At 69.9% G+C, this 21,744-nt stretch carries 20 protein-coding genes; 11 read left to right on the plus strand and 9 right to left on the minus strand.

The genetic code is table 11. From position 1 onward, the window contains the following. Positions 1-46 precede the first annotated feature (46 nt). Positions 47-844 (minus strand): L,D-transpeptidase family protein, encoded by a 798-nt coding sequence (locus tag AB0M87_RS17135; protein WP_365853587.1) that lies wholly within the window; start codon positions 842-844, stop codon positions 47-49. Positions 845-967: 123 nt separating this feature from the next. On the opposite strand from AB0M87_RS17135, the gene AB0M87_RS17140 reads away from it, so the two are divergent. Then, positions 968-1,216 carry a hypothetical protein gene (locus AB0M87_RS17140; RefSeq protein ID WP_365853589.1) on the plus strand — a complete coding sequence of 83 codons (249 nt, stop codon included), beginning with the start codon at positions 968-970 and terminating at the stop codon, positions 1,214-1,216. 307 nt (positions 1,217-1,523) lie between these two features. Here AB0M87_RS17140 and aspS read toward each other — a convergent pair whose 3' ends face one another. Then, a complete protein-coding gene (aspS, locus tag AB0M87_RS17145; RefSeq protein WP_365854112.1) occupies positions 1,524-3,290 on the minus strand; it encodes an aspartate--tRNA ligase in 1,767 nt (588 codons plus the stop codon). Positions 3,291-3,408: 118 nt separating this feature from the next. On the opposite strand from aspS, the gene AB0M87_RS17150 reads away from it, so the two are divergent. Beyond that, positions 3,409-5,508, plus strand: coding sequence for a SpoIIE family protein phosphatase (locus tag AB0M87_RS17150; RefSeq protein ID WP_365854114.1), 2,100 nt, complete (start codon positions 3,409-3,411; stop codon positions 5,506-5,508). 3 nt (positions 5,509-5,511) lie between these two features. Here AB0M87_RS17150 and AB0M87_RS17155 read toward each other — a convergent pair whose 3' ends face one another. Together AB0M87_RS17155 and AB0M87_RS17160 are read right to left on the minus strand one after the other, a co-directional pair. Next, the gene (locus AB0M87_RS17155; RefSeq protein WP_365853591.1) at positions 5,512-6,471 is read right to left on the minus strand and encodes a pirin family protein; all 960 of its coding nucleotides are present in this window, start codon (positions 6,469-6,471) and stop codon (positions 5,512-5,514) included. A 125-nt stretch (positions 6,472-6,596) separates the two neighbouring features. Then, positions 6,597-7,046: an SseB family protein gene (locus tag AB0M87_RS17160; RefSeq protein ID WP_365853593.1), complete on the minus strand. Its 450-nt coding sequence runs from the start codon at positions 7,044-7,046 to the stop codon at positions 6,597-6,599. A 153-nt stretch (positions 7,047-7,199) separates the two neighbouring features. Here AB0M87_RS17160 and AB0M87_RS17165 point away from each other — a divergent pair, with 153 nt between their 5' ends. The 7 genes from AB0M87_RS17165 (at position 7,200) to AB0M87_RS17195 (ending at position 14,605) form a co-directional block, all read left to right on the plus strand. Further along, on the plus strand, positions 7,200-9,026 hold the full coding sequence (locus AB0M87_RS17165; protein ID WP_365853595.1) for an acyl-CoA dehydrogenase: 1,827 nt from the start codon (positions 7,200-7,202) through the stop codon (positions 9,024-9,026). 175 nt (positions 9,027-9,201) lie between these two features. After that, on the plus strand, positions 9,202-9,780 hold the full coding sequence (locus AB0M87_RS17170) for a hypothetical protein (protein ID WP_365853597.1): 579 nt from the start codon (positions 9,202-9,204) through the stop codon (positions 9,778-9,780). A 221-nt stretch (positions 9,781-10,001) separates the two neighbouring features. Beyond that, positions 10,002-11,303: an ABC transporter permease gene (locus tag AB0M87_RS17175; RefSeq protein WP_365853599.1), complete on the plus strand. Its 1,302-nt coding sequence runs from the start codon at positions 10,002-10,004 to the stop codon at positions 11,301-11,303. A gap of 37 nt (positions 11,304-11,340) precedes the next feature. Continuing rightward, the gene (locus tag AB0M87_RS17180) at positions 11,341-11,886 is read left to right on the plus strand and encodes a SigE family RNA polymerase sigma factor (protein WP_365853601.1); all 546 of its coding nucleotides are present in this window, start codon (positions 11,341-11,343) and stop codon (positions 11,884-11,886) included. A 65-nt stretch (positions 11,887-11,951) separates the two neighbouring features. Further along, a complete protein-coding gene (locus AB0M87_RS17185; protein ID WP_365853603.1) occupies positions 11,952-12,893 on the plus strand; it encodes a hypothetical protein in 942 nt (313 codons plus the stop codon). 83 nt (positions 12,894-12,976) lie between these two features. Beyond that, positions 12,977-14,296 carry a M18 family aminopeptidase gene (locus tag AB0M87_RS17190; protein ID WP_365853605.1) on the plus strand — a complete coding sequence of 440 codons (1,320 nt, stop codon included), beginning with the start codon at positions 12,977-12,979 and terminating at the stop codon, positions 14,294-14,296. An 87-nt stretch (positions 14,297-14,383) separates the two neighbouring features. Further along, the gene (locus AB0M87_RS17195) at positions 14,384-14,605 is read left to right on the plus strand and encodes a DUF6458 family protein (protein ID WP_365853607.1); all 222 of its coding nucleotides are present in this window, start codon (positions 14,384-14,386) and stop codon (positions 14,603-14,605) included. 18 nt (positions 14,606-14,623) lie between these two features. Here AB0M87_RS17195 and AB0M87_RS17200 read toward each other — a convergent pair whose 3' ends face one another. Continuing rightward, the gene (locus tag AB0M87_RS17200) at positions 14,624-16,426 is read right to left on the minus strand and encodes an NHL domain-containing thioredoxin family protein (RefSeq protein WP_365853609.1); all 1,803 of its coding nucleotides are present in this window, start codon (positions 16,424-16,426) and stop codon (positions 14,624-14,626) included. 178 nt (positions 16,427-16,604) lie between these two features. Between AB0M87_RS17200 and AB0M87_RS17205 the strand changes: the two genes are divergently transcribed. Continuing rightward, positions 16,605-17,114 carry an LURP-one-related family protein gene (locus AB0M87_RS17205; RefSeq protein ID WP_365853611.1) on the plus strand — a complete coding sequence of 170 codons (510 nt, stop codon included), beginning with the start codon at positions 16,605-16,607 and terminating at the stop codon, positions 17,112-17,114. 148 nt (positions 17,115-17,262) lie between these two features. Here the strand turns inward: AB0M87_RS17205 and AB0M87_RS17210 are convergent, their stop codons facing one another. Both AB0M87_RS17210 and AB0M87_RS17215 read right to left on the minus strand, forming a co-directional pair. Next, positions 17,263-17,910 (minus strand): class I SAM-dependent methyltransferase, encoded by a 648-nt coding sequence (locus AB0M87_RS17210; protein ID WP_365853613.1) that lies wholly within the window; start codon positions 17,908-17,910, stop codon positions 17,263-17,265. A 34-nt stretch (positions 17,911-17,944) separates the two neighbouring features. Further along, entirely contained in the window at positions 17,945-18,739 is a 795-nt protein-coding gene (locus AB0M87_RS17215; protein ID WP_365853615.1) for a carbon-nitrogen family hydrolase, read from the minus strand. Positions 18,740-18,912: 173 nt separating this feature from the next. Between AB0M87_RS17215 and AB0M87_RS17220 the strand changes: the two genes are divergently transcribed. Continuing rightward, positions 18,913-19,737 (plus strand): maleylpyruvate isomerase family mycothiol-dependent enzyme, encoded by an 825-nt coding sequence (locus AB0M87_RS17220; protein ID WP_365853617.1) that lies wholly within the window; start codon positions 18,913-18,915, stop codon positions 19,735-19,737. Between the two features lie 18 nt (positions 19,738-19,755). Here the strand turns inward: AB0M87_RS17220 and AB0M87_RS17225 are convergent, their stop codons facing one another. After that, complete coding sequence (locus tag AB0M87_RS17225) at positions 19,756-21,048, minus strand: MFS transporter (protein WP_365853619.1); 1,293 nt, start codon at positions 21,046-21,048, stop codon at positions 19,756-19,758. Continuing rightward, complete coding sequence (locus AB0M87_RS17230) at positions 21,045-21,698, minus strand: GntR family transcriptional regulator (RefSeq protein ID WP_365853621.1); 654 nt, start codon at positions 21,696-21,698, stop codon at positions 21,045-21,047. The genes AB0M87_RS17225 and AB0M87_RS17230 overlap by 4 nt, the downstream gene beginning before the upstream one ends. Between the last annotated feature and the right edge of the window lie 46 nt (positions 21,699-21,744).

The raw sequence follows: 21,744 nt of genomic DNA on the forward strand, positions 1-21,744 counted from the left end.
ACGGCAGGGCCCCGGAACCCGGTCGGTTCCGGGGCCCCGTGCTTCCTCACCGTCGCAGCGTCGCGGCGTCCCCCATCACCACCACCGGCTTCTTCGCCGGGTCCAGCCAGCGCAGCAGTTGCTTCATCCGGGACTCGGACAGCGACACACAACCGTGCGTCGGACCACCGTGGTCCACGTGGAACCAGATGCCGCCGCCCCGGCCCGCGCCCAGCGGACGGGTCCAGTCGAGCGGGGTGGTGCCGGGCTTCCGGTTGTAGTTGATCGCCACCACGTAGTCGAAGGCGCCGGCCAGCGACTCACCCTTGAAGCCGGTGCCGTGGGCGACGAAACCGGGCCCCCTGTCGTACGGGAGCCGGGTGCCCGGATCGGCCCTGCGGCCGCCGGCGTCGGTCAGCCCGAAGACGCCCTCCGGCGAACGGAGGTCGCCGACCCGGTGGTGCTCGCTCCAGCCGTTCAGGGCGTTGTGCGCCGACCAGGGGTCGCCGGCCTGCTGCCAGCCCCTGTCGGGATCACGGGTGTAGCGCACGACGGTGGAGCGACTGGCGTCGTGGCCGTCGCCGGTGACGACGACGGCCTGGTCCGCCGAGTCCGGGATCTGTCCGCGGGTATGTGGCCCCAGCGCGGGGATCTCCTGCGGGGTCGCGGGCACCTCGGCCCGCGCGGCCAACGGGCGGGGCGCGGACCTCCCGGCGTGGCTGCCGTCGTCCGCTGCCGTCCGGCCCGCTCCGTCGGCGGCAGGTGACGGGGCTCCCGCGCAGCCGGACAGCAGCATCCCGGTGGAGAGCAGGGCGGCAGCCACGAGTGAGCCTCTGCGCGACGGCACAGGCAGGGACACAGACATCGACGGGCCTTTCATTTCACTTCTCGGTGTGGTGCGTGGTGGGGGATTCGGTGTCGGACAGGGCCTGACGGACCTCGCTGACCAGGCCGGGGGCGCCCCTCACGCAGAGGACGGCAAGGACCAGTGACCCTGTCCGGTCGCGGGGCGAGCAGCGCGTCGTACCGACGGGTGCCGTGGATCGTCCGGCAGGGCTGGGGCTCCGGGACCGAGCCCGCGTCTCCCGCCGCCGAGTTCTTCTCCGGCGGATCGTCGGCCACCGTGACCGCGTGCCGGTTCACGGGCAGCGGCACGGGGAGCCTGTGGAGTGCGGGGAAGCGGGCGAGAACCGGCGCCGTCGTCCCGCTCACGGTCGGTGACCCGGACGGCAGCTGAGCGGCCGGCTCCACCGGATGGGGGCCACCCGGCACCGAGGACTCCGTGGGTTCGTCGCGCAGCGCGCCCGGCAGCAGCATCACGGCCGACGCCACCCCGGCCGCCGCGAAACCGGCGGCACGAACGCCTCGATACCACCGCCGTGCATCGTCCTCCCGCCGTCCTGTTCCCGCTTCCACGCCTGTCTAACGCGCCGGGAAGCCGATCAGGTTGCCCGTGACACGAAAGAGGCCCGGAAGACGGGGGCTGCCGCCCATCATGCGAACGGGACCCCGGTATCCGGGGCCCCGTTCGCTTCGCTGGTCCGCTACTTGTCCGCGACAGGCTTGCGCAGCTGGATGTTGAGCTCCCGCAGCCGGGTCTCGTCGAGCACCGTGGGCGCGCCCATCATCAGGTCCTGCGCGTTTCCGTTGAGCGGGAACGCGATCGTCTCGCGGATGTTCGGCTCGTCGGCGAGCAGCATCACGATCCGGTCCACGCCCGGGGCGATGCCACCGTGCGGCGGGGCGCCGAGACGGAAGGCGCGGAGCATACCGGCGAACTCGTGCTCGACGGTCGCACGGTCATAACCGGCGATCTCGAAGGCCTTCAGCATCAGCTCGGGCTCGTGGTTGCGGATCGCGCCGGAGGACAGCTCGATGCCGTTGCAGACGATGTCGTACTGCCAGGCGAGGATGTCCAGCGGGTCCTGCGTCTCCAGCGCCTCCAGGCCGCCCTGGGGCATCGAGAAGGGGTTGTGCGAGAAGTCGGTCTTGCCGGTCTCCTCGTCCTTCTCGTACATCGGGAAGTCGACGATCCAGCAGAACCGGAAGACGCCCTCCTCGAAGTGCCCGGCGCGCTTGGCGGCCTCGACGCGGACCGCCGACATGATCTTCGAGACCTCGTCGAACTCGCCCGCGCCGAAGAAGACCGCATGGCCCGGCTTGAGCTCCAGGCGCTCGGTGAGGGCGGCAATGTCGTCCTCGGTGAGGAACTTGGCGATCGGTCCGGCCAGTGCCCCGTCGTCGCCGACCCGCACCCAGGCCAGGCCCTTGGCGCCCTGCTCGACCGCGTACGCACCGAGCCCGTCGAAGAACTTGCGGGACTGGCCGGCGGTGTCCGGGACCGGCAGCGCCCGGACGTGCTTGCCGGCGAAGGCCTTGAAGCCGGAGTCCGCGAAGACGTCCGAGACGTCGACGAGCTCGAGCTTGGCGCGCAGGTCCGGCTTGTCGTTGCCGTACTTCAGCATCGACTCGCGGAACGGGATGCGCGGGAACGGCGAGGTGACGTGCCGGCCGTTGCCGAACTCCTCGAAGAGCTCGGTCATCAGCTTCTCGATCGGCCGGAAGACGTCCTCCTGCTCGACGAAGCTCATCTCGACGTCGAGCTGGTAGAACTCACCGGGCGAGCGGTCCGCCCGCGCGTCCTCGTCACGGAAGCACGGCGCGATCTGGAAGTACCGGTCGAAGCCGGAGATCATCAGCAGCTGCTTGAACTGCTGCGGCGCCTGCGGCAGGGCGTAGAACTTGCCCGGGTGCAGCCGGGAGGGGACCACGAAGTCACGGGCGCCCTCGGGGGAGGTCGCGGTGAGGATCGGGGTCGCCATCTCGTTGAAGCCCAGCGCCGTCATCTTGTTCCGCATGGCGGAGATGACCGCGGTGCGCAGCATGATGTTGCGGTGCATCCGCTCGCGGCGCAGGTCGAGGAAGCGGTACTCCAGACGCCGCTCCTCGTTGACGCCGTCCTCGGCGTTGATCGTGAAGGGCAGCGGAGCGGCGGCGCCCAGCAGCTCGACCTCGGACACCTCGACCTCGACCTCGCCCGTGGGCAGGTCCGGGTTGATGTTCTCGGTTCCACGTGAAACAACCTGGCCGTCGACCCGGACGGTGGACTCCTTGGAGAGCTTGTCCAGGGCCGCGTACGCCGGGGTGCCGGGGCGGGCGACGAGCTGCGTGATGCCGTGGTGGTCGCGCAGGTCGATGAAGAGGATGCCGCCCAGGTCTCGGCGATTGTGCAGCCAGCCGCTCAGCCGGACGTCGGAGCCGACGTCGGAGGCACGGAGCTCACCGCACGTGTGGGACCTGTACCGATGCATCATTCATCCAGTTCTTCGCGAGACAGGCGGGAAAGGGTGTAGCGCAGACCAGGGTACCGCCGGGCACCGGGTGCCCCTTCGGTGGCGGTCGGTCCGGCAACCTTCTTAAATGAGGGCAATGCACACCGAGGATGTCCTGGCCGCCCTCGCCACCGGGGTCTGGCACTGGGACACCGCGTCCGGGATGGTCCGTGTCGACGCCGAAGCCGCCCGGCTCCTCGGAATGCCCCCCGAGCCGCTCACCCTCAGCGAGGCGGCCGCCCGCTCCCGCTTCCACCCGGTCGACTGGAACGAGATCAACGGAATCGTCACGCTGGCGGTCTCCGAGGGGACCCTGGCGGAGGCCAGGCTGCGCATCGTGGACGAATCCGGCCAGGTGCTGCGTACCGTTCGCAGCCGTTCCAAGCCCACCGCCAACGGTGACGACTACGTCCTGGTCGGCACCCTCCAGGAAGTCGCCGAGCCGCCGCCGGGCACCGCGGCGAACACCCCGGTCACCGGCGACTGGCGGCGCTCCCGGGAGGCCTTCCTGCTGGACGCCGGGCGGGCGCTGGCCGAGGCCAGGTCCACCGAGGCGGTGATGCGGGTGGCCGCTTCGCTGTCCATGCCCGGCTTCGAACCGGACGGTCTCGCGGTCTTCGGCATCACCGGTGACTGGCTGACCCTGATCGGCCACCACGGACAGTCCTCCGCCACGGTGGGGCCGCTCGCGGAGTTTCCGATGAGCACAACCGCCGACTACCCGGCCGCCGAGGTGGCCAGGACCGGCCAGGCCATCTATCTGCCGACCCCCGACTCGTACCGCGAGCGTTATCCCGCCGTCTGGCCGGCGGTGGAGGCCTACCGCCGGCAGTCCTGGGCCTTCATCCCGCTGCTCGACGGGGGAGTGACCATCGGCGCCTGGATGGCCGCCTTCGCCTATCCGGTCAGTTTCTCGCCCGAGGAACGCTCGGTGCTGACCACGGTCGCCCGGATGCTGGCCCAGGCGCTGGCCCGCGCCGGGGTCGCGGACAACGAACGGGAGCTGTCGCTCGGGCTGCAGCGTTCGATGATGCCGGCGCTGGGCCCCGGCATCCCGGGGGTGAAGGTCGCCGCCCGCTATGTGCCGACCGGCGGCGGGCTGCAGGTCGGCGGCGACTGGTACGACATGATCCCGCTGCCGGGCGGCGCCGCCGGGTCCGGTGGCAAGGGCGGCGGCCGGGTCGCGCTGGTGATCGGTGACGTACAGGGCCACGACGTACGGGCCGCGGGGTTGATGGGACAACTGCGGATCGCGCTGCGCGCCTACGCCTCCGAGGGCCACCCGCCCGATGCGGTGCTCTCCCGGGCGTCCCGCTTTCTCTACGGCATCACCGACACGGGTGACACCTCCAGTCAGCGCTTCGCGACCTGCCTCTACGTCGAGGTCGACCCGGCGACGGGCACCCTGGACATCGCCCGGGCCGGCCACCCCGATCCGACGGTCCGGACGGCCGACGGCACAGTGCTGGCGCGGCCGGTGGACGGCGGGCTGCCGCTGGGCATCGAACCGGACACCGACTATCCGACGAGCCGGCTGGTACTGCAGCCGGGCGAGACCCTGATGATCTGCACCGACGGGCTGATCGAGACCGGCGGCCACGACCTCGAGACGGGCTGGGCCCGGATCCACAAAACGCTTGAGCAGCACGCCGACGACAATCTGGAGTCGCTCGTCGAAGCGCTGGTGCAGACGGTCCACGGGCCACCCGAACGCCACCACACGGGTCCGCTCTCCGACCGCCGGGAGGACGACATCGCGGTCCTGCTGATGCAGCGCACCGGGGGGCCGGTACGCGGCGGCACTCCGCGCCGCACCGTCCTGACCGTCGCCCAGGCGCAGCCCGAGCGGGTCTCGACGGCCCGGCGTCAGCTGCGGGAGCTGCTGCACGACTGGGCGGATCCCGAACAGGCCGACTCGGCCGCGCTGATGGTCTCCGAGATGATGACCAACGTCCTCGTCCACACGGACGGGGACGCGGTGCTGACGGCCGAGGTGTCCGGCGAGCCCGGCGTCCGGCGCCTGCGGGTCGAGGTGGCGGACGCCAGCGACGAACTGCCGCACAAGCGGCGGCCCGGCGAGCTGGCTTCGTCGGGGCGGGGTCTGATGCTGATGGAGGTACTGGCGGACCGGTGGGGGGTGGACCCCCGGGGCTCGGGGAAGTCGACGTGGTTCGAGCTCTACGAGCCGCCGGGGTAGTTGCTATGCCATCCCGTGGACGGCCGGGACCGTGCCGAGCCGCCCCCGCTGGAAGTCCTCGAAGGCCTGCCTCAGCTCGGCCTCACTGTTCATCACGAACGGACCGTAGTGCGCCATCGGCTCCCGGATGGGCCGACCGCCCAACAGCACGACCTCCAGGTCCGGCGCCTTGGCATCCTGCGTCTCGTCCGCCCGGACGGTGAGCGAGGACCCGTCCCCGAACACCGCCGTCTGCCCGGTACGGACCGGCCGCCGGTCGGCGCCCACCGCCCCGCGCCCCGCCATGACGTACGCCAGGCCGTTGAAGTCCTCGCGCCACGGCAGCGTGACCTCGGCCCCCGGCCGCACCGTCGCGTGGATCATCGTGATCGGGGTGTGGGTGATGCCCGGCCCCTGGTGCCCGTCCAGCTCGCCCGCGATGACCCGCAGCAGCGCGCCGCCGTCCGGGGAGGTGAGCAGCTGCACCTGGCCGCCGCCGATGTCCTGGTAGCGGGGGGCCATCATCTTGTCGGCGGCCGGGAGATTCACCCACAGCTGGAGGCCGTGGAAGAGTCCGCCGCTCATGACCAGCGTCTCCGGCGGCGCCTCGATGTGCAGCAGGCCGGCGCCCGCGGTCATCCACTGGGTGTCACCGTCGTTGATCGTGCCGCCACCGCCGTTGGAGTCCTGGTGGACGAAGGTTCCGTCAATCAGGTACGTCACGGTCTCGAAGCCGCGGTGCGGGTGCCACGGGGTCCCCTTCGGCTCGCCAGGTGCGTACTCCACCTCACCCATCTGGTCCATCATGATGAACGGGTCGAGGTACCGGTAGTTGATCCCGGCGAAGGCACGGCGCACCGGGAAGCCCTCACCCTCGAAGCCCGCCGGCGCGGTGGAAACCGTCAGCACGGGGCGCGGTACGGCGTCGGCCGGCGAGACGACGCGCGGCAGGGTCAACGGATTCTCGACGGTCACGGCAGGCATGGCGGCCCTCCTAGCAGGGATGCTCGTCGTTCAAAGTAGTTGAATGGTGAACATCTAGCAAGCCGCAGTCATTCCCCGGGCGGCCCGTCCGGGGGAGTCCTCAGCAGTCCGCGCAGGAAGGACGGCTAGCCGTACATGCGGCGCATCGCGAAGTCGACCATCTGCTCCACGGCCTTCGCGTCGAACACCATCCGGTGCTCGCCCTCCATATCGAGGACGAAGCCGTACCCGGTGGGCAGCAGGTCGATGACCTCGGCGCCGGTGATCACAAAGTACTTGGACTCCTTGCCCGCGTACTTACGCAGTTCTTTCAGCGAGGTGAACATCGGGATCACCGGCTGCTGCGTGTTGTGCAGCGCGAGGAACCCGGGGTTGTCCCCACGCGGGCAGTAGACCTTCGAGGTGGCGAAGATCTGCTGGAAGTCCTCGGCGGCCAGCGACCCGGTGGTGAAGGCCCGCACCCCGTCGGCGAGCGAGGGCGGTGACGGCTCGGGGTACAGCGGCTGATCGCCGTAGCCGGACTGCGGGGCGGCGTACTGCTGCTGGGCGCCCTGGTTCTGGTCGTAGCCGTACATGCGCGCAAGAGTACTGAGAAAAAGGCAACCGCCGCAGAGCCGGTCTCGTCACACTTGCCCGATAGGGCTTGCATTTTGTTACTGACGGGTAGCATCATCGTGGCTACTTGCTGGTAATTCACTACGGGTACGCGTTACGAGAGGGCCGTCGCCATGGGGCACTACAAGTCGAATCTCCGCGACATCGAGTTCAACCTCTTCGAGGTCCTCGGCCGCGACAAGCTGTACGGCACCGGCCCGTTCGCGGAGATGGACGTCGAGACCGCGAAGAGCATCCTCGACGAGGTCGCACGTCTCGCCGAGAACGAGCTCGCCGAGTCCTACGCGGACGCGGACCGCAACCCGCCAGTCTTCGACCCGGAGACCAACACGGCCCCCGTACCCGACACCTTCAAGAAGTCGTACCAGGCCTTCATGGACTCCGAGTACTGGCGTCTGGGCCTGCCCGAGGAGATCGGCGGCACCACCTCGCCGCGCTCGCTGATCTGGGCGTACGCGGAGCTGCTGCTCGGCGCCAACCCGGCGGTGTGGATGTACTCCTCGGGTCCGGCATTCGCGGGCATCCTTTTCGAGGAGGGCACCGACGAGCAGAAGAAGATCGCCGAGATAGCGGTCGAGAAGCAGTGGGGCTCCACCATGGTCCTCACCGAGCCGGACGCCGGCTCGGACGTCGGCGCCGGCCGGACGAAGGCCGTGCAGCAGGACGACGGCTCCTGGCACATCGAGGGCGTCAAGCGCTTCATCACCTCGGGCGAGCACGACATGTCCGAGAACATCATTCACTACGTACTGGCGCGTCCCGAGGGCGCGGGCCCCGGTACCAAGGGCCTCTCCCTCTTCATGGTCCCGAAGTTCGAGTTCGACTGGACCACCGGCGAGCTGGGCGAGCGCAACGGCGTCTACGCGACCAACGTCGAGCACAAGATGGGCCTCAAGGCCTCCAACACCTGCGAGATGACCTTCGGCGACCAGCACCCCGCCAAGGGCTGGCTGATCGGTGACAAGCACGAGGGCATCCGCCAGATGTTCCGCATCATCGAGTTCGCCCGGATGATGGTCGGCACCAAGGCCATCGCCACCCTGTCGACCGGCTACCTGAACGCGCTGGAGTACGCCAAGGAGCGCGTCCAGGGCCCCGACCTCGCGCAGTTCATGGACAAGTCCGCGCCGAAGGTGACCATCACGCACCACCCGGACGTGCGCCGCTCGCTGATGACGCAGAAGGCGTACGCCGAGGGCATGCGCACCCTGGTGCTCTACACTGCCTCGGTCCAGGACGCGATCCAGGAGCAGGAGGCAGCCGGCGAGGACGCCAAGGCGCTGCACGGCCTCAACGACCTGCTGCTGCCGATCGTCAAGGGCTACGGTTCCGAGAAGTCCTACGAGCAGCTCGCCCAGTCGCTGCAGACCTTCGGCGGCTCCGGCTACCTGCAGGAGTACCCGGTCGAGCAGTACATCCGGGACGCCAAGATCGACACCCTCTACGAGGGCACCACGGCGATCCAGGGCCAGGACTTCTTCTTCCGGAAGATCGTCCGCGACCAGGGCGCGGCGCTGAACACGCTGTCCGAGGAGATCAAGAAGTTCCTGGCGGTCGGCCCCGGCGGCGAGGAGCTGGACGCCGCCCGCGAGCAGCTGGCCAAGGCCGCGGTGGACCTGGAGGCGATCGTCTCCGCGATGATCACCGACCTCACCGCGACCGGCGAGGACGTCAAGAACATCTACAAGGTGGGCCTCAACACCACCCGCCTGCTGATGGCCTCCGGTGACGTGGTAGTCGGCTACCTGCTGCTGAAGAGCGCCGCGGTGGCCGCCGAGAAGCTGCCGACCGCCGCCGCCAAGGACAAAGCCTTCTACCAGGGCAAGATCGCGGCCGCGAAGTTCTTCGCCGCCGACATCCTGCCGGGCGTGGGCGTGCAGCGCGCGCTGGCCGAGACCGTCGACAACTCCCTGATGGAGCTCGACGAGGCCGCGTTCTGAGCCGTCGCTGCTGACACCTTCCGGACACGGGCCGGGACGCCTTCCTCACCGAGGCGTCCCGGCCCGTTCGCGTAGCCCGTGTCTCACCCGGTGAGACATGACCGACCGGATATTGCCATAGTCGGCGCAAAGCCATGCCGTCGGCAGGCACTTTCACCGGGAATTATTCCGGAATATGCCATTCCGTCCCCCGGCCACCTGGGCCGACCCGCGGAACGCAACCGTCCGCCCGACGGGGCCCGCAGAGTTCGGTTTTGCGCCAGCCGAAAATACCCACTCGTCGAAGCCGCATACCCGATCTAGGGTCACCGACGGACCAAAAAAAGGTCCCAACTCGACCCCGGAAACAGGGAGGGCAGCCGCCGGCGCGGTCGCCCTCGCGACCACGACGGGGAGCCTAGTCCTCGCTTCACCGGCGGACGCCGCCGTCGGATGCAGCGTCAGCCACGCCTGTCTGCACTACAACTCGAATCTGCAGGGTGCGCTGCTGATTCAGTACGTCGACATCCCGGACTACGCCGGCTACAAGTTCTCCGCCAGCACCAGTCCCAACGGCGGTAACGGTGCGGGCCAGGCCGTCAAGAACAACGCCGCTTCGATCGACAACTGGGACCCGAACTTCGATTTCCGCGTCTACTACAACTCCGACTACAGCGCCCGGTACGCCTCGCAGACGATCCCCGTCTACGGCGAAGCGAACCTGAACTCGCAGATGAAGAACCAGAACGCGTCGGGCAACTTCATCTTCCCGTAAGCCTCCCGCCCGTCGTGAGGCACATCTCTGGGGCAGCGCGCCATCTGAGAACCGCGTGACATGAACCGTGCCCCGAAGCGTCTGTAAGGACGTGGAAGAAGCTCCTGCACGGTGAACGGGCACTCCGCTCGCCGGAATCGGGCGGAGTGCCCTTCTTCCTGCACCGGTCCGGCTCCGCCCGCCACTGCGGGCCCCGCCGACTCACCAAGGAAGTAACGCTCGTGACTCAGTCCCGCTCCCGCGCTCTTCAGGCAGCAGCTGTCTCGACCGTCCTGGCCGCGGCCGTGGTCACCGGTTGCTCGGACTCCTCGGCGGACAGGAGCGGAAGCCCCGCCGCCGCGGGGGACCTGAAGATCGGCACCGTTCCGAAGATCACCACCCGGGTGGACCAGCCCGTGCCGGTCGAGGCGTACCTCCTCAGCGACGACCAGTGGGAACAACTGGGCAAGGCGGAGAACACCTTGCGGGAGCGCTGCATGAAGCGCTTCGGTATCCAGTACACCGTGCCCTCGCTGCCGGTGCAGACCACCCACCACTCCATCACGCAGTACCGGTACGGGACGCTGGACCCGGCGGCCAATGCCCGAAACGGCAAGCTCGCCGGGGTGTACTGGACCGTGCGGACCGGCACCAAAACACTGGTGCGGTCCTCCCTGGCCCCCGGCTCCGCCGAAGGATCCTCGGGCGAGGACGCCATCCTGGTCGCCGCCTCACCCGGTGTGCTGCTCGCCGCGGCACCGCACATGGCCGAGGGCCGGGTATTCGACGCCTACCACGAGAAGCACGCGGCCGCCGTCGCCGTCATCGGTGCCGGACTGGCCGACCGTCTTGGCATCACCACCCTGGAGACCCACCCCGCGATCTTCATCGGTGAGGAGCCCTTCACCGTCATCGGCATCGTCGACGACGTGCAGCGCAAGGCCGAACTGCTGCTCTCCGTCGTCATTCCGCGCTCCACCGGACTCGCACTCTGGGGTGAGCCCACGGACGTACCGGCCAAGATGCTGATCTCGACGAGGATCGGTGCGGCCCAGCAGGTGGCCGCCGAGGCGCCCACCGCGCTGCGCCCCGACCATCCCTCCTACCTCAAGGCCGTACCCCCGCCGGACCCGAAGTCACTGCGAACGGATGTGACCGGCGACCTCAGCCAGCTGTTCCTGCTGCTGGCCTCGATCTGTCTGGTCATCGGTGCGGTCGGCATCGCGAACACCACCCTGGTCGCCGTCCTGGAACGCACCGGGGAGATCGGTCTGCGCCGGGCGCTGGGCGCCCGCGGCCGGCACATCAGCGTGCAGTTCCTCGCCGAGTCCGCGGCCCTCGGTGCACTCGGCGGTCTCATCGGGACCAGCCTCGGCACCATCACCGTGGTGATCGTGGCCGCGATCCGTGACTGGACCCCCGTGGTGCACCCGGCGACTGTCGCGGCGGCCCCGGCGATCGGCCTGGTCACCGGCCTGGTGGCCGGGCTCTACCCGGCGCTGCGGGCCTCCCGCATCCAGCCGGCCGAAGCACTGCGCCGCTGAGCTGTGACAAAACGCGGGTCTCGAAGCGTCATTGAGGATGTGGAAGAACTCCGATCGGCTGAAGGGCTGGGGCACAGTGGCGTCTTCGGAGGAGCTCGGGCAGTTCGAAGAGTTCGCCCGGGCCGGCAGTCCCCGCCTGTTCCGTACCGCCCTGCTGCTCTGCGGAGACTGGCACCTCGCCGAAGACCTCGTACAGACGGCCCTCGGCAAGGCATACGCCTCCTGGTCCAAGGTGCGCAGGGCCGACCACCCGGACGCTTACGTGCGTACCGTCCTGATGCGCACCTACATCTCGCACACCCGGTTACGCCGCTCCGCCGAACGTCCGGTGTCCGCCGTACCGGAAGGTGCGGTCGCTGAGGCGGACACCGCGCTGCGGGTGACCCTGCTGGCCGCGCTCAGGGAACTCCCGGTACGGGAGCGAGCCGTGGTCGTCCTGCGGTACTGGGAGGACCGGAGCGTCGCCGAAACCGCGAACGAACTCGGCCTGAGCCAGGGGTCCGTACGCAATCAGAGCGCGCGCGGCCTCTCCCGGCTGCGCGAACTCATCGACGGCGAGCACAGCTCGTTCGCCCCCCGATGACCCTCCGGCCTCACCCACGTGCCCGCCCCACCCACGTGCCCGCCACCGAGAAGGACGGTGCTCCGATGCCGCTCCATGAACAAGACAACCCAGCCGCTGACCTCTTCGGCCCCGAGCTGTCCCGGACCATGAACTCGGCACTCGGTGGTCTTCCGGTACCCACCGATCTGCTGGTCAGCGGGGCGGTCGTCCGGGGCCGTCGTACCCGGCGCAGGCGCCGGGCCGCAGCGTGGGGCACGGCGGGCACCGCCCTCACCGCCCTCACCGCCTTCGCGGTCATCACGGCGCTGCCGGGCACCGGTGCCGGCAGCGGCACGGCGTCCGGCGTGCGTATCCCGGACTTCGCTCCGGCGGCGGCCCAGGCGTCACCGCCTCCCGGCAAGGAGGCTCTGACCGGCGCCGCGACCAGCACCGTCCTGCGGGACCTGCTGCCGTCCGGCCTCGGCAGGTACGCGGCCGGCTGGCAGGACAGCGACCCCCGCTACCGCTCCGTCCAGACGTCCGCCAGGCTCACCTTCCTGCCGGACAAGAGCGGCGTCGGGGTCCGCGTCATGGGGGGTTTCGCCTACCCGCCCGGATCCTCGGAGCCGGGCCCCGGCAAGGACACGGGCCCGCCGGACAGCACGTCCGGCAAGCCCGCGAGCCACAGCAAGAAGGACGCGCTGCGCACCGACGCGGGAGGACCCGCCAAGCAGGTGCACATCACCAGCAGCAACGAACTGCGCCAGATCTACACCTGCGACCCGCACGCGTCGGGACAGCAGCACTCCGACTGCCGGCTGACCACCCTCAAGGACGGCGCCGTCCTGCTCGTCCGTTACGACACCTCGCCCACCGCACCCACCAGGACCGCCGACCTGCTCCGCCCCGACGGCACCCGGGTCGTGGTCACCGCCGTCGGCGGCTCGCTCACCGAGGCCCAGTTGCGTACCATCGCGGCCAGCCCGCGCTGGCAGCAGTGGGTCGCGCCGGCCGTGAACGACAAAGCGGCCGGGAAGACCCCATAGGCGGACCAGCGGATCCAACGGCCCCGTGGCCCCGCCCTATTCCGGAGGGCGGGGCCACGGTTTTGGTCGTTAGGCTGGCAGCCATGAGCACACCCGCCCGCTTCGACCGCGGCCACACCGACGACTTGATGACCTTCCTGGCGGCCGGCCCGTCGCCGTACCACGCTGTGGCGAACGCCGCCGAGCGCCTGGAGAAGGCGGGCTTCCGGCAGGTCGCGGAGACCGATGCCTGGGACGCCTCCACCGGTGGGAAGTACGTGCTGCGCGGGGGCGCGATCATCGCCTGGTACGTGCCGGAGAACGCCCGGCCGCACACCCCGTTCCGTATCGTCGGGGCGCACACCGACTCACCCAACCTCCGGGTGAAGCCGCTGCCGGACTCCGGCAGTGACGGCTGGCGCCAAGTGGCCGTCGAGGTGTACGGCGGGACGCTGCTCAACACCTGGCTGGACCGCGATCTGGGCCTGGCCGGCCGGCTCACCCTGCGCGACGGCAGCCACCGGCTGGTCAACATCGACCGGCCGCTGCTGCGCGTTCCGCAGCTCGCCATCCACCTGGACCGCTCCGTCCACACCGACGGCCTCAAGCTCGACAAGCAGCGTCATATGCAGCCGATCTGGGGGCTGGGCGACGTCCAGGAGGGCGACCTGATCCGCTTCGTCGCCGAGGAGGCCGGAGTCACCGCCGACGAGGTCACCGGCTGGGACCTGATGGTGCACGCCATCGAGGCACCCGCCTACCTGGGCCGCGATCAGGAGTTGCTCGCGGGCCCCCGGATGGACAACCTGCTCTCGGTGCACGCCGCCACCGCCGCGCTCGCCGCGGTGGCCACCGCGGACTCCGCCGGCTCCGGCGACTCCGGCGGTGAACTCCCGTACATCCCCGTGCTGGCCGCCTTCGACCACGAGGAGAACGGCTCGCAGTCCGACACCGGCGCGGACGGCCCGCTGCTCGGCACCGTGCTGGAGCGTTCGGTCTTCGCCCGCGGCGGCACCTACGAGGACAAGGCCCGCGCCTTCGCGGGCGCCGTCTGTCTCTCCTCCGACACCGGCCACGCGGTGCACCCCAACTACAGCGAGCGGCACGACCCGACGCACCACCCGCGCGCCAACGGCGGACCGATTCTCAAGGTCAACGTCAACATGCGGTACGCGACGGACGGCAGTGGCCGTGCGGTCTTCGCCGAGGCCTGCGAGAAGTCCGGCGTCCCCATGCAGAACTTCGTCTCCAACAACTCGATGCCCTGCGGCACCACCATCGGCCCGATCACCGCCGCCCGGCACGGCATCCGGACGGTGGACATCGGCGTCGCGATCCTCTCGATGCACAGCGCCCGCGAACTCTGCGGGGCCGATGACCCGTACCACCTGGCCAACGCGCTGACCGCGTTCCTGGAAGGCTGAACGCGGGCGTCCTGATTGGCTGTTCCGACCCGGGGTACGCGCTCTTCAGGAACGGAAGAGCCAATTCGACGCCGGAGGCGATTACTGATGGGCCTGGGCGGCTGCATCATCCTTCTCGTGGTGGGGGCCATCCTCACCTTCGCGACCGACTGGCACGTGAGCAGCGTCAACCTCGACCTGGTCGGCGTGATCATGATGCTGGTCGGCATCATCGGCATCGCGGTCTACACCAGCGTCCTGCGCCGTCGCCGGCCGACGATGCCGACGTCGACCACCGTGGTCGAGGACGACCACCACCACCTGGGCTGACACCCGGGCGGGTGCGAATCAGTCGTCCATCCCGGCAAGCACCAGCGGCAGCCGGGGCGTTCCCTCCTCCGTGACACGGACCGGAACGCCCCAGTCCTGCTGGTGCACATGGCAGGCCGGGTACTCATTGGCCGGGTCGTCGTCGCAGGACGCCGCCATCGCCGACACATGCAGCACACCTTCGGTGACCGCCGGGTCGAGTTCCAGGTCCCGGAAGAGATCCGTACCGGCGCCGCCCCCGGCCGCCAGCAGCTCGGGCGGGGTCGACGAGACCAGCAACCGGGTCGACGGCCCGTACCGCAGATCCAGCTTCTGCCCGGCGGGCGCCTGGAAGATCACATCGACCCGGAGCTTCCCCGGGGCCACATCGGTGGCAGCCCGCCGGGTCCGGTGCGCGACGCTCTCCACCCGTACGGCCTCCTCGGGCAGCCGCAGCCGGGTCAGCCGGTGCCGCGCCGACTCCACGACCACGATGTCGTCCCCGACCAGCACCGCGTCGCTCGGCTCCCGCAAGTCGGTGGCCAGCGTGGTCACTTCACCGGTGGCCGGGTCGTACCGGCGCAGCGCGTGGTTGTACGTGTCGGACACGGCGACCGAACCGTCCGGCAACGCGGTCACCCCCAAGGGGTGCTGCAGCAACGCCTGTCCGGCGTCGCCGTCCCGGTGCCCGAAGTCGAAAAGCCCGGTGCCGACGGCGGTGTGCACCGCGCCTTCCAGGTCGATCCAGCGCAGCGCGGACGTCTCCGAATCCGCGATCCACAGCCGGTCCCCGGCAGCCGAAAGCCCCGACGGCTGGGCGAACCACGCCTCGGCGGCCGGCCCGTCCACCAGTCCCTCGTTGGTGGTCCCGGCCCCGACCTCGACGATCCGTGTCTCCGGGTCGTACGTCCACAGCTGGTGGACACCGGCCATCGCGATCCACAACCGCCCGCCGAACCAGGCCACATCCCACGGTGACGACAGATCCACTTCCCGGGCCGGCCCACTGGTCGGGGACCCCTGCCACCACTGCTTCCCGGTCCCCGCGATCAGCGCGATCTCGCCGCTCTCCGGGTCATACGTCCGGATCGCGTGGTTGACCGTATCGGCGATCGCGACCTTCCCGTCCGGCAGCAGTGCCAGCCCCTGCGGCTCGTTGAACACCCCCTCGCCGCCGATCCGCCGCACGACCCTCTCGCCGTCCGGCTCCAGCTCGACCAGCTGATGCCGGGTGGTGTCCGACACCAGCAGATTCCCGCTCGGCAGCGTGATCACCTTCCCCGGGAACCGCAGATCGGTGGCCACCGGCTCGGGCGCGACGTACGGCGCGTCCCCGCGCCGGAGCGTGCCCTTGGCCGCGTGTGCGGCCTCCAGCTCCTCCACCAGCTTCTCGATGGCGTGCGCATGTCCCTCACCGGCGTGCTGCGCGACGACGTACCCCTCGGGGTCGATGACGACGAGCGTCGGCCAGGCGCGGACCGCGTACTGCTTCCAGGTGGCCAGGTCCGGGTCGTCCAGCACCGGGTGATGCACTCCGTACCGCTCGACCGCGTCGACAACGGCCTGGTGCTCGGCCTCGTGCACGAACTTCGGGGAGTGCACACCGATGATCACGACGGTGTCGCTGTGCTGCTGCTCCAGCTCGCGCAGTTCGTCGAGGACGTGCAGGCAGTTGATGCAGCAAAACGTCCAAAAATCGAGAATGACGATGCGTCCCCGCAGGTCAGCGAGGGTGAGGTCGTTGCCTCCTGTATGGAGCCAGCCACCCTTGCCGATCAGCTCGGGGGCACGGACACGGGCACGGCGGGGCGCGGGGGTGTGCGCCGGGGCGGCATCGTTCATGGTTCAAGGGTGCCACCCCACGGGGTGTGGCCTGTGGCACGTCGTCTCCGGCGGACTCAGAGGTGTGAGCACGTCGCCGGGGCATCGCACTCGCGGCGGCGGACCGTGCCATGCACAGCGTTGGTGCGAACCGGCCGCCTCCTGATGTGGCGCGAGCGTCAGCGGTAACGTCGGCCGCATGAAATTCCTCGTGCGCGAACGCATCTTCGACATCGGCGACGACTTCTGGATCGAGGACGAGAACGGCGACAAGGCGTACCTCGTCGACGGCAAGGTCCTCCGCATCCGCGACACCATGGAGCTCAAGGACCTGGACGGTCGGGTGCTGATCACGATCAAGGAGAAGTTGATCTCCGTCCGGGACACCATGACCCTGGAGCGGGAAGGGGAACCGCTCGCGACCATCCGGAAGAAGCAGCTCACCCTGCTGCACCATCACTACCTGGTGAAGATGGCCGACGGCACCGAGCTGGACGTCAGCGGGAACATCCTGGACCGCGAATTCGCCATCGAGTACCAGAACGAGCTGTTGGCCGACATCTCCAAGAAGTGGTTCACGATGCGCGACGCCTACGCGGTGAACGTGGTCCGCGAGGACTCGGATCCGGCCCTGCTGATCGCCGTTGCCGTGTCGGTGATCCACATGCTGGAGAAGGACCAGGAGAAGGAGGGCCGGCACGACGGGTAGTGCGCCGCCCGCTCCCGCCCGCCGCGCACCGGGCACCCCCCGCAGAATCCGTGAGCATCCAGGGCCCACGTGTCATCGCGGCTCTCATCTGAGCGCCTCGTGAACAGAACGGCCCGATGTGTTCACGGATTTCGCAGGGGGTGCTGCGTCAGAGCGGCTTATGGCCCAGGAGATAGGCCTGGGGGCTCTTCTCGTATCCGATGGGCTCACGCACCAGGCGGGCGTCCACGACAAGGCCTGCCTCCCGGAGCAGCTCGGCCACCCGGTCCGGCGGCAGCCAGTAGACGTCGAGCGACAGGTCGTGGCCGTACGCCTGGTCCAGGTGCACCCGTTCGTCGCCGGCCTTGAAGGCGAGCAGCAGGTGGGAGCCGGGGGCCAGCACCCGGTGGAACTCGGCGAAGAGGACCGGCAGCTGTTCCGGTGGGGTGTGGATGACGGAGTACCAGGCCACGACGCCGCCGAGTCCGGCGTCCGGCAGGTCCAGTTCACGCATCGACCCCACGGTGAACCGCAGTTCGGGGTACGCCTTGCGGGCCTCGGCGATCATCCCGGGTGACAGGTCGATGCCGAACGCGGGCAGCCCGAGGGCGGACAGATGGCCCGTCACCCGACCGGGCCCGCAGCCGAGATCGGCGACCGGGCCCGCGTCGGTGGTCCGCACGAGTTCGGCGAACAGGGCGAGCATCGCGCGGTCGTACGGCTGGTCGTCCAGCGCGGTGCGCAGCAGGTCGGCGTAAGCGGTGGCCGCGATGTCGTAGGAGGCCCGGGTGGTGCGCTGGTGGGCAGGTTCGGTCATGGGCGAGGAGCGTAGCCCGCGCAGGTACGCCCGGTCAGCGTCCGGGCAGTGCGAGGCCGAGCCTGCGGTCCTTGAGGGCGGGGAACTGGTCCCGGGTCCTGGCCACCAGGGCCGGGTCGAGGTCCACCGTCAGGACCTCCTCGTCGGCGCCCGCCTCGGCCAGCACCTCGCCCCAGGGGTCGACCACGATGCTGTGGCCCGCCTGCTGGACCCCCGCATGGGTACCGGCCGAGCCGCAGGCCAGTACGTACGACTGGTTCTCCACCGCGCGGGCCTGGGCCAGCAGCGTCCAGTGCGCGCGGCGCCGCTCGGGCCAGCCGGCCGGGACGACGAGCAACTGGGCTCCGGCGTCGACCAGGGCGCGGAAGAGCTCCGGGAAGCGGAGGTCGTAACAGGTGGCAAGACCGAGGGTCGCGGCCGGCAGGGCCACGGTCACCAGTTCGGCGCCGGCCGCCATCAGGGTCGCCTCGCCCTTGTCGAAGCCGAAGCGGTGGATCTTGCGGTAGACGGCGGCGGCCTCGCCGTCCGGGGAGAAGACCAGGGAGGTGTTGTAGAGGAGACCGTCGGGGTCCCGCTCCACGATCGAGCCGGCGTGCAGCCAGACCCCCGCCGCGCGGGCGGCCTCGGACATCGCCCGGTACGTCGGGCCCTCCAGTGGCTCCGCCTCGTCCACGAAGGACGCGTAGGCGAAGGCGCCCACCGGCCAGAGTTCGGGGAGCACCACCAGATCGGCGTCCGACTGTTCCCGCACCAGAGCGGCGGCTCGCAGTCGGCGCGCGTCGGGGCTTTCCCCCGGGTTTACGGCGATCTGGATGAGAGAGGCGCGCACACTACCACCGTCCTGGCGTTCGAGCCGTCAACGCGGGCCTACGATCGTCACACGAAAGCACTGCAGGGGTGCCACTGGGCAGCGTACTGTGCCTTTTCGGGGGACGCCCCCAGGACCCCCCAGCAGCACACCAGCCCGCCGCCGTACCGCAGAACACCGCTCCGAGGGGTCCCGTGACTGTCCATCCCACACTTCAGACCTACGCCGATGCCTGGACCCACTCCGTAGAAGCCATATCCGAACTGGTGGGACCGCTCGTCGAGGGCGAGTGGAATCGCGGTACGCCCTGCCCCAACTGGTCCGTGCGCGACATCGTCTCGCACATCATCGGCATGGAGAGCGAGCAGTTGGGTGACCCCCGCCCCATTCACTCGCTGCCCCGCGACCTCTTCCACGTGAAGACCGAGCACCAGCGGTACATGGAGATGCAGGTCGACGTGCGGCGTCACCACACCGCGCCGGAGATGACCGCGGACCTGGAGTACACGATCATCCGGCGCTCGCGGCAGCTGCGGGACGAGAGCCGGGCCCCGGACACCCTGGTGCGTGCGCCGCTCGGCACCGAGCACACCCTGGAAAAGGCGCTGCGGATGCGGGCGTTCGACGTCTGGGTGCACGAACAGGACCTGCGCACCACGCTGCGCATGCCCGGCCATCTGGACTCGCCGGGTGCCCAGGTGGCCCGCGACTTCCTGGTGGAGGCGCTGCCGAAGGTGGTCGCCAAGGACGCCGGAGCACCGGCGAATTCGGCGATCGTCCTCGATGTCACCGGTGCCGTCGAGTTCATGCGTACGGTCCGGGTGGACGCGGACGGCCGCGGCACGGTCGACGGCACGCCGTCGCTGGGCCCCGTGGTGACGATCACGATGGACTGGGAAACGTACTTCAGGCTGGCCTGCGGACGGGTCGCGCTCGCGGCGGTCGCGGACGAGATCAAGGCCGAGGGCGACCAGGAGCTGGCAGCGGCGATCCTCCAGTCCTTCGCCGTCACCCCCTGACCCTGCTGCCACACACGGTCAGACGGGCACGTGCACCGCTTCCACCCGGCTGGTCACCAGCCGCTCGGACTCCCGGCGCGCGGTGCGGCGGCGCAGCCGGAGGATCTGCGTGACGCCCAGCGCCTCCAGCACGAAGACGGAGCAGAAGGCGATCCGGTAGTTGTCGCCGGTGGCGTCCAGCAGGACACCGACCGCGAGCAGCGTCGTCATGGAGGCGGTGAAGCCGCCCATGTTGACGATGCCGGATGCGGTGCCCTGCCGCTCCGGCGGGTTCGCGGGCCGGGCGAAGTCGAAGCCGATCATCGAGGCGGGACCGCAGGCACCGAGCACCGCGCACAGGGTGAGCAGCAGCCATATCGGGGCGTGGTCGCCGGGGTAGGCGAGGGTGCAGGCCCAGAGCAGGGCGGTGGCGCCCACCGTGGACAGCGCGATGGGGGCGCGGGCCCCCTGGTGCCGGGCGATGGTCTGCCCGTACGCCAGGCCGACCACCATGTTGGAGACCACGATCAGGGTGAGCAGCTCCCCCGCGGTGGCCCGGGAGAGCCCCTCGGCCTGGACGAGGAAAGGCATCCCCCAGAGCAGCAGGAAGAACATCGCCGGGAACTGCGTGGTGAAGTGCACCCACATCCCGAGCCGGGTGCCGGGCTCGCGCCAGGACGCGGCGATCTGCCGGCGGACGAAGGCCGCCCCGGCGTGCTGGGCGGGCGGTGGATCGTACCCCTCGGGGTGGTCCTTGAGGAGCAGCAGCATCAACACCAGGATGAACACGCCGGCCAGCGAGCTGCCGGCGAAGGTGGTGGTCCAGCCGAGGGTGTGCAGCGTCCGGGAGATGACAACGGTCGAGACCAGATTGCCCGCCATTCCGACCAGACCGGCCAGCTGGGCGATCATGGGCCCGCGCCGGACGGGGAACCAGCGGGTGCCGAGGCGCAGCACGCTGATGAAGGTCATGGCGTCGCCGCAGCCGAGCAGGGCGCGGGAGGCGAGGGCCGTTCCGTACGTGGGGGAGAGTGCGAAACCGAGTTGCCCGAGGGTGAACAGCACCACACCGATGGTCAGCACCTTCTTGGTGCCGAGCCGGTCGACGAGCAGCCCGACCGGTATCTGCATCCCGGCGTAGACCAGCAACTGAAGTATCGAGAAGGTGGACAGGGCCGACGCGTTGACATGGAACCGGTCGGCGGCGTCCAGGCCCGCCACGCCCAGACTGGTACGGAAGACGATCGCCACGAAGTAGACGGCGACGCCGATCCCCCACACGACGACGGCACGCCGGCCCCCGGGCGGATCACCGGGCAGCACCGCGCTCATCGGACCTCCCCCCGGGCCAGGTTCCGCACCCGGGAGACGTGCCGGCGGACGACGCCGACGGCGCCGTCGGCGTCCCCGCCGCGCAGCGCTTCCAGGATCTCGCCGTGCTCGGCCAGCGTCGTGGCGGTCCGGTCCGGGTGCGCGTGGAGGACGGCGACTCCCATCCGGAGCTGCCGGTCACGCAACTGGTCATAGAGGCGCGACAGGATCTCGTTCCCGGCGCTGCGGACGATTTCCGCGTGGAAGCACCGGTCGGTGACCGCGGCCCCGGCCAGATCGCCGGACTCCACCTGCGCGATCTGCTCGGCCAGCAGCTCTGCCAGCCGCTCGATCAGCTGCGGGCTCGCCGGTACGGCCTTGCGCGCGGCGAACTCCTCGACGAGCAGCCGGGTCTCGACCACGTCGTGGATCTCCTGCGCGGAGACGGCGCGGACCAGCGCGCCCTTCTTCGGGTACAGCTTGATGAGCCCCTCGACCTCCAGCTTGAGCAGCGCCTCCCGCACCGGGGTGCGGGACACCCCGACGGCCTCGGCGAGCTCGCCCTCGGTGAGGAGGGTCCCGCCCTCGTAGCGGCGGTCGAGCACGGCCTGCTTGATGTGGGCGTAGACACGCTCGGCGGCGGGCGGCTGCTTCAGTGGGGCCATGGACATGCGCACAGCATAGATACAACAGGTACGCAACAGACAGCCCCGTCCA

The organism is Streptomyces sp. NPDC051320 (assembly GCF_040682175.1).
GTDB lineage: Bacteria > Actinomycetota > Actinomycetes > Streptomycetales > Streptomycetaceae > Streptomyces.

Bases quoted from the DNA above. Each gene is read 5' to 3' on its own strand.
- AB0M87_RS17135 (WP_365853587.1), bottom strand. From the start codon at position 844: ATGTCTGTGTCCCTGCCTGTGCCGTCGCGCAGAGGCTCACTCGTGGCT.
- aspS (WP_365854112.1), bottom strand. From the start codon at position 3,290: ATGCATCGGTACAGGTCCCACACGTGCGGTGAGCTCCGTGCCTCCGAC.
- AB0M87_RS17150 (WP_365854114.1), top strand. From the start codon at position 3,409: ATGCACACCGAGGATGTCCTGGCCGCCCTCGCCACCGGGGTCTGGCAC.
- AB0M87_RS17155 (WP_365853591.1), bottom strand. From the start codon at position 6,471: ATGCCTGCCGTGACCGTCGAGAATCCGTTGACCCTGCCGCGCGTCGTC.
- AB0M87_RS17160 (WP_365853593.1), bottom strand. From the start codon at position 7,046: ATGTACGGCTACGACCAGAACCAGGGCGCCCAGCAGCAGTACGCCGCC.
- AB0M87_RS17165 (WP_365853595.1), top strand. From the start codon at position 7,200: ATGGGGCACTACAAGTCGAATCTCCGCGACATCGAGTTCAACCTCTTC.
- AB0M87_RS17170 (WP_365853597.1), top strand. From the start codon at position 9,202: ATGCCATTCCGTCCCCCGGCCACCTGGGCCGACCCGCGGAACGCAACC.
- AB0M87_RS17180 (WP_365853601.1), top strand. From the start codon at position 11,341: ATGTGGAAGAACTCCGATCGGCTGAAGGGCTGGGGCACAGTGGCGTCT.
- AB0M87_RS17185 (WP_365853603.1), top strand. From the start codon at position 11,952: ATGCCGCTCCATGAACAAGACAACCCAGCCGCTGACCTCTTCGGCCCC.
- AB0M87_RS17190 (WP_365853605.1), top strand. From the start codon at position 12,977: ATGAGCACACCCGCCCGCTTCGACCGCGGCCACACCGACGACTTGATG.
- AB0M87_RS17195 (WP_365853607.1), top strand. From the start codon at position 14,384: ATGGGCCTGGGCGGCTGCATCATCCTTCTCGTGGTGGGGGCCATCCTC.
- AB0M87_RS17200 (WP_365853609.1), bottom strand. From the start codon at position 16,426: ATGAACGATGCCGCCCCGGCGCACACCCCCGCGCCCCGCCGTGCCCGT.
- AB0M87_RS17205 (WP_365853611.1), top strand. From the start codon at position 16,605: ATGAAATTCCTCGTGCGCGAACGCATCTTCGACATCGGCGACGACTTC.
- AB0M87_RS17210 (WP_365853613.1), bottom strand. From the start codon at position 17,910: ATGACCGAACCTGCCCACCAGCGCACCACCCGGGCCTCCTACGACATC.
- AB0M87_RS17225 (WP_365853619.1), bottom strand. From the start codon at position 21,048: ATGAGCGCGGTGCTGCCCGGTGATCCGCCCGGGGGCCGGCGTGCCGTC.
- AB0M87_RS17230 (WP_365853621.1), bottom strand. From the start codon at position 21,698: ATGTCCATGGCCCCACTGAAGCAGCCGCCCGCCGCCGAGCGTGTCTAC.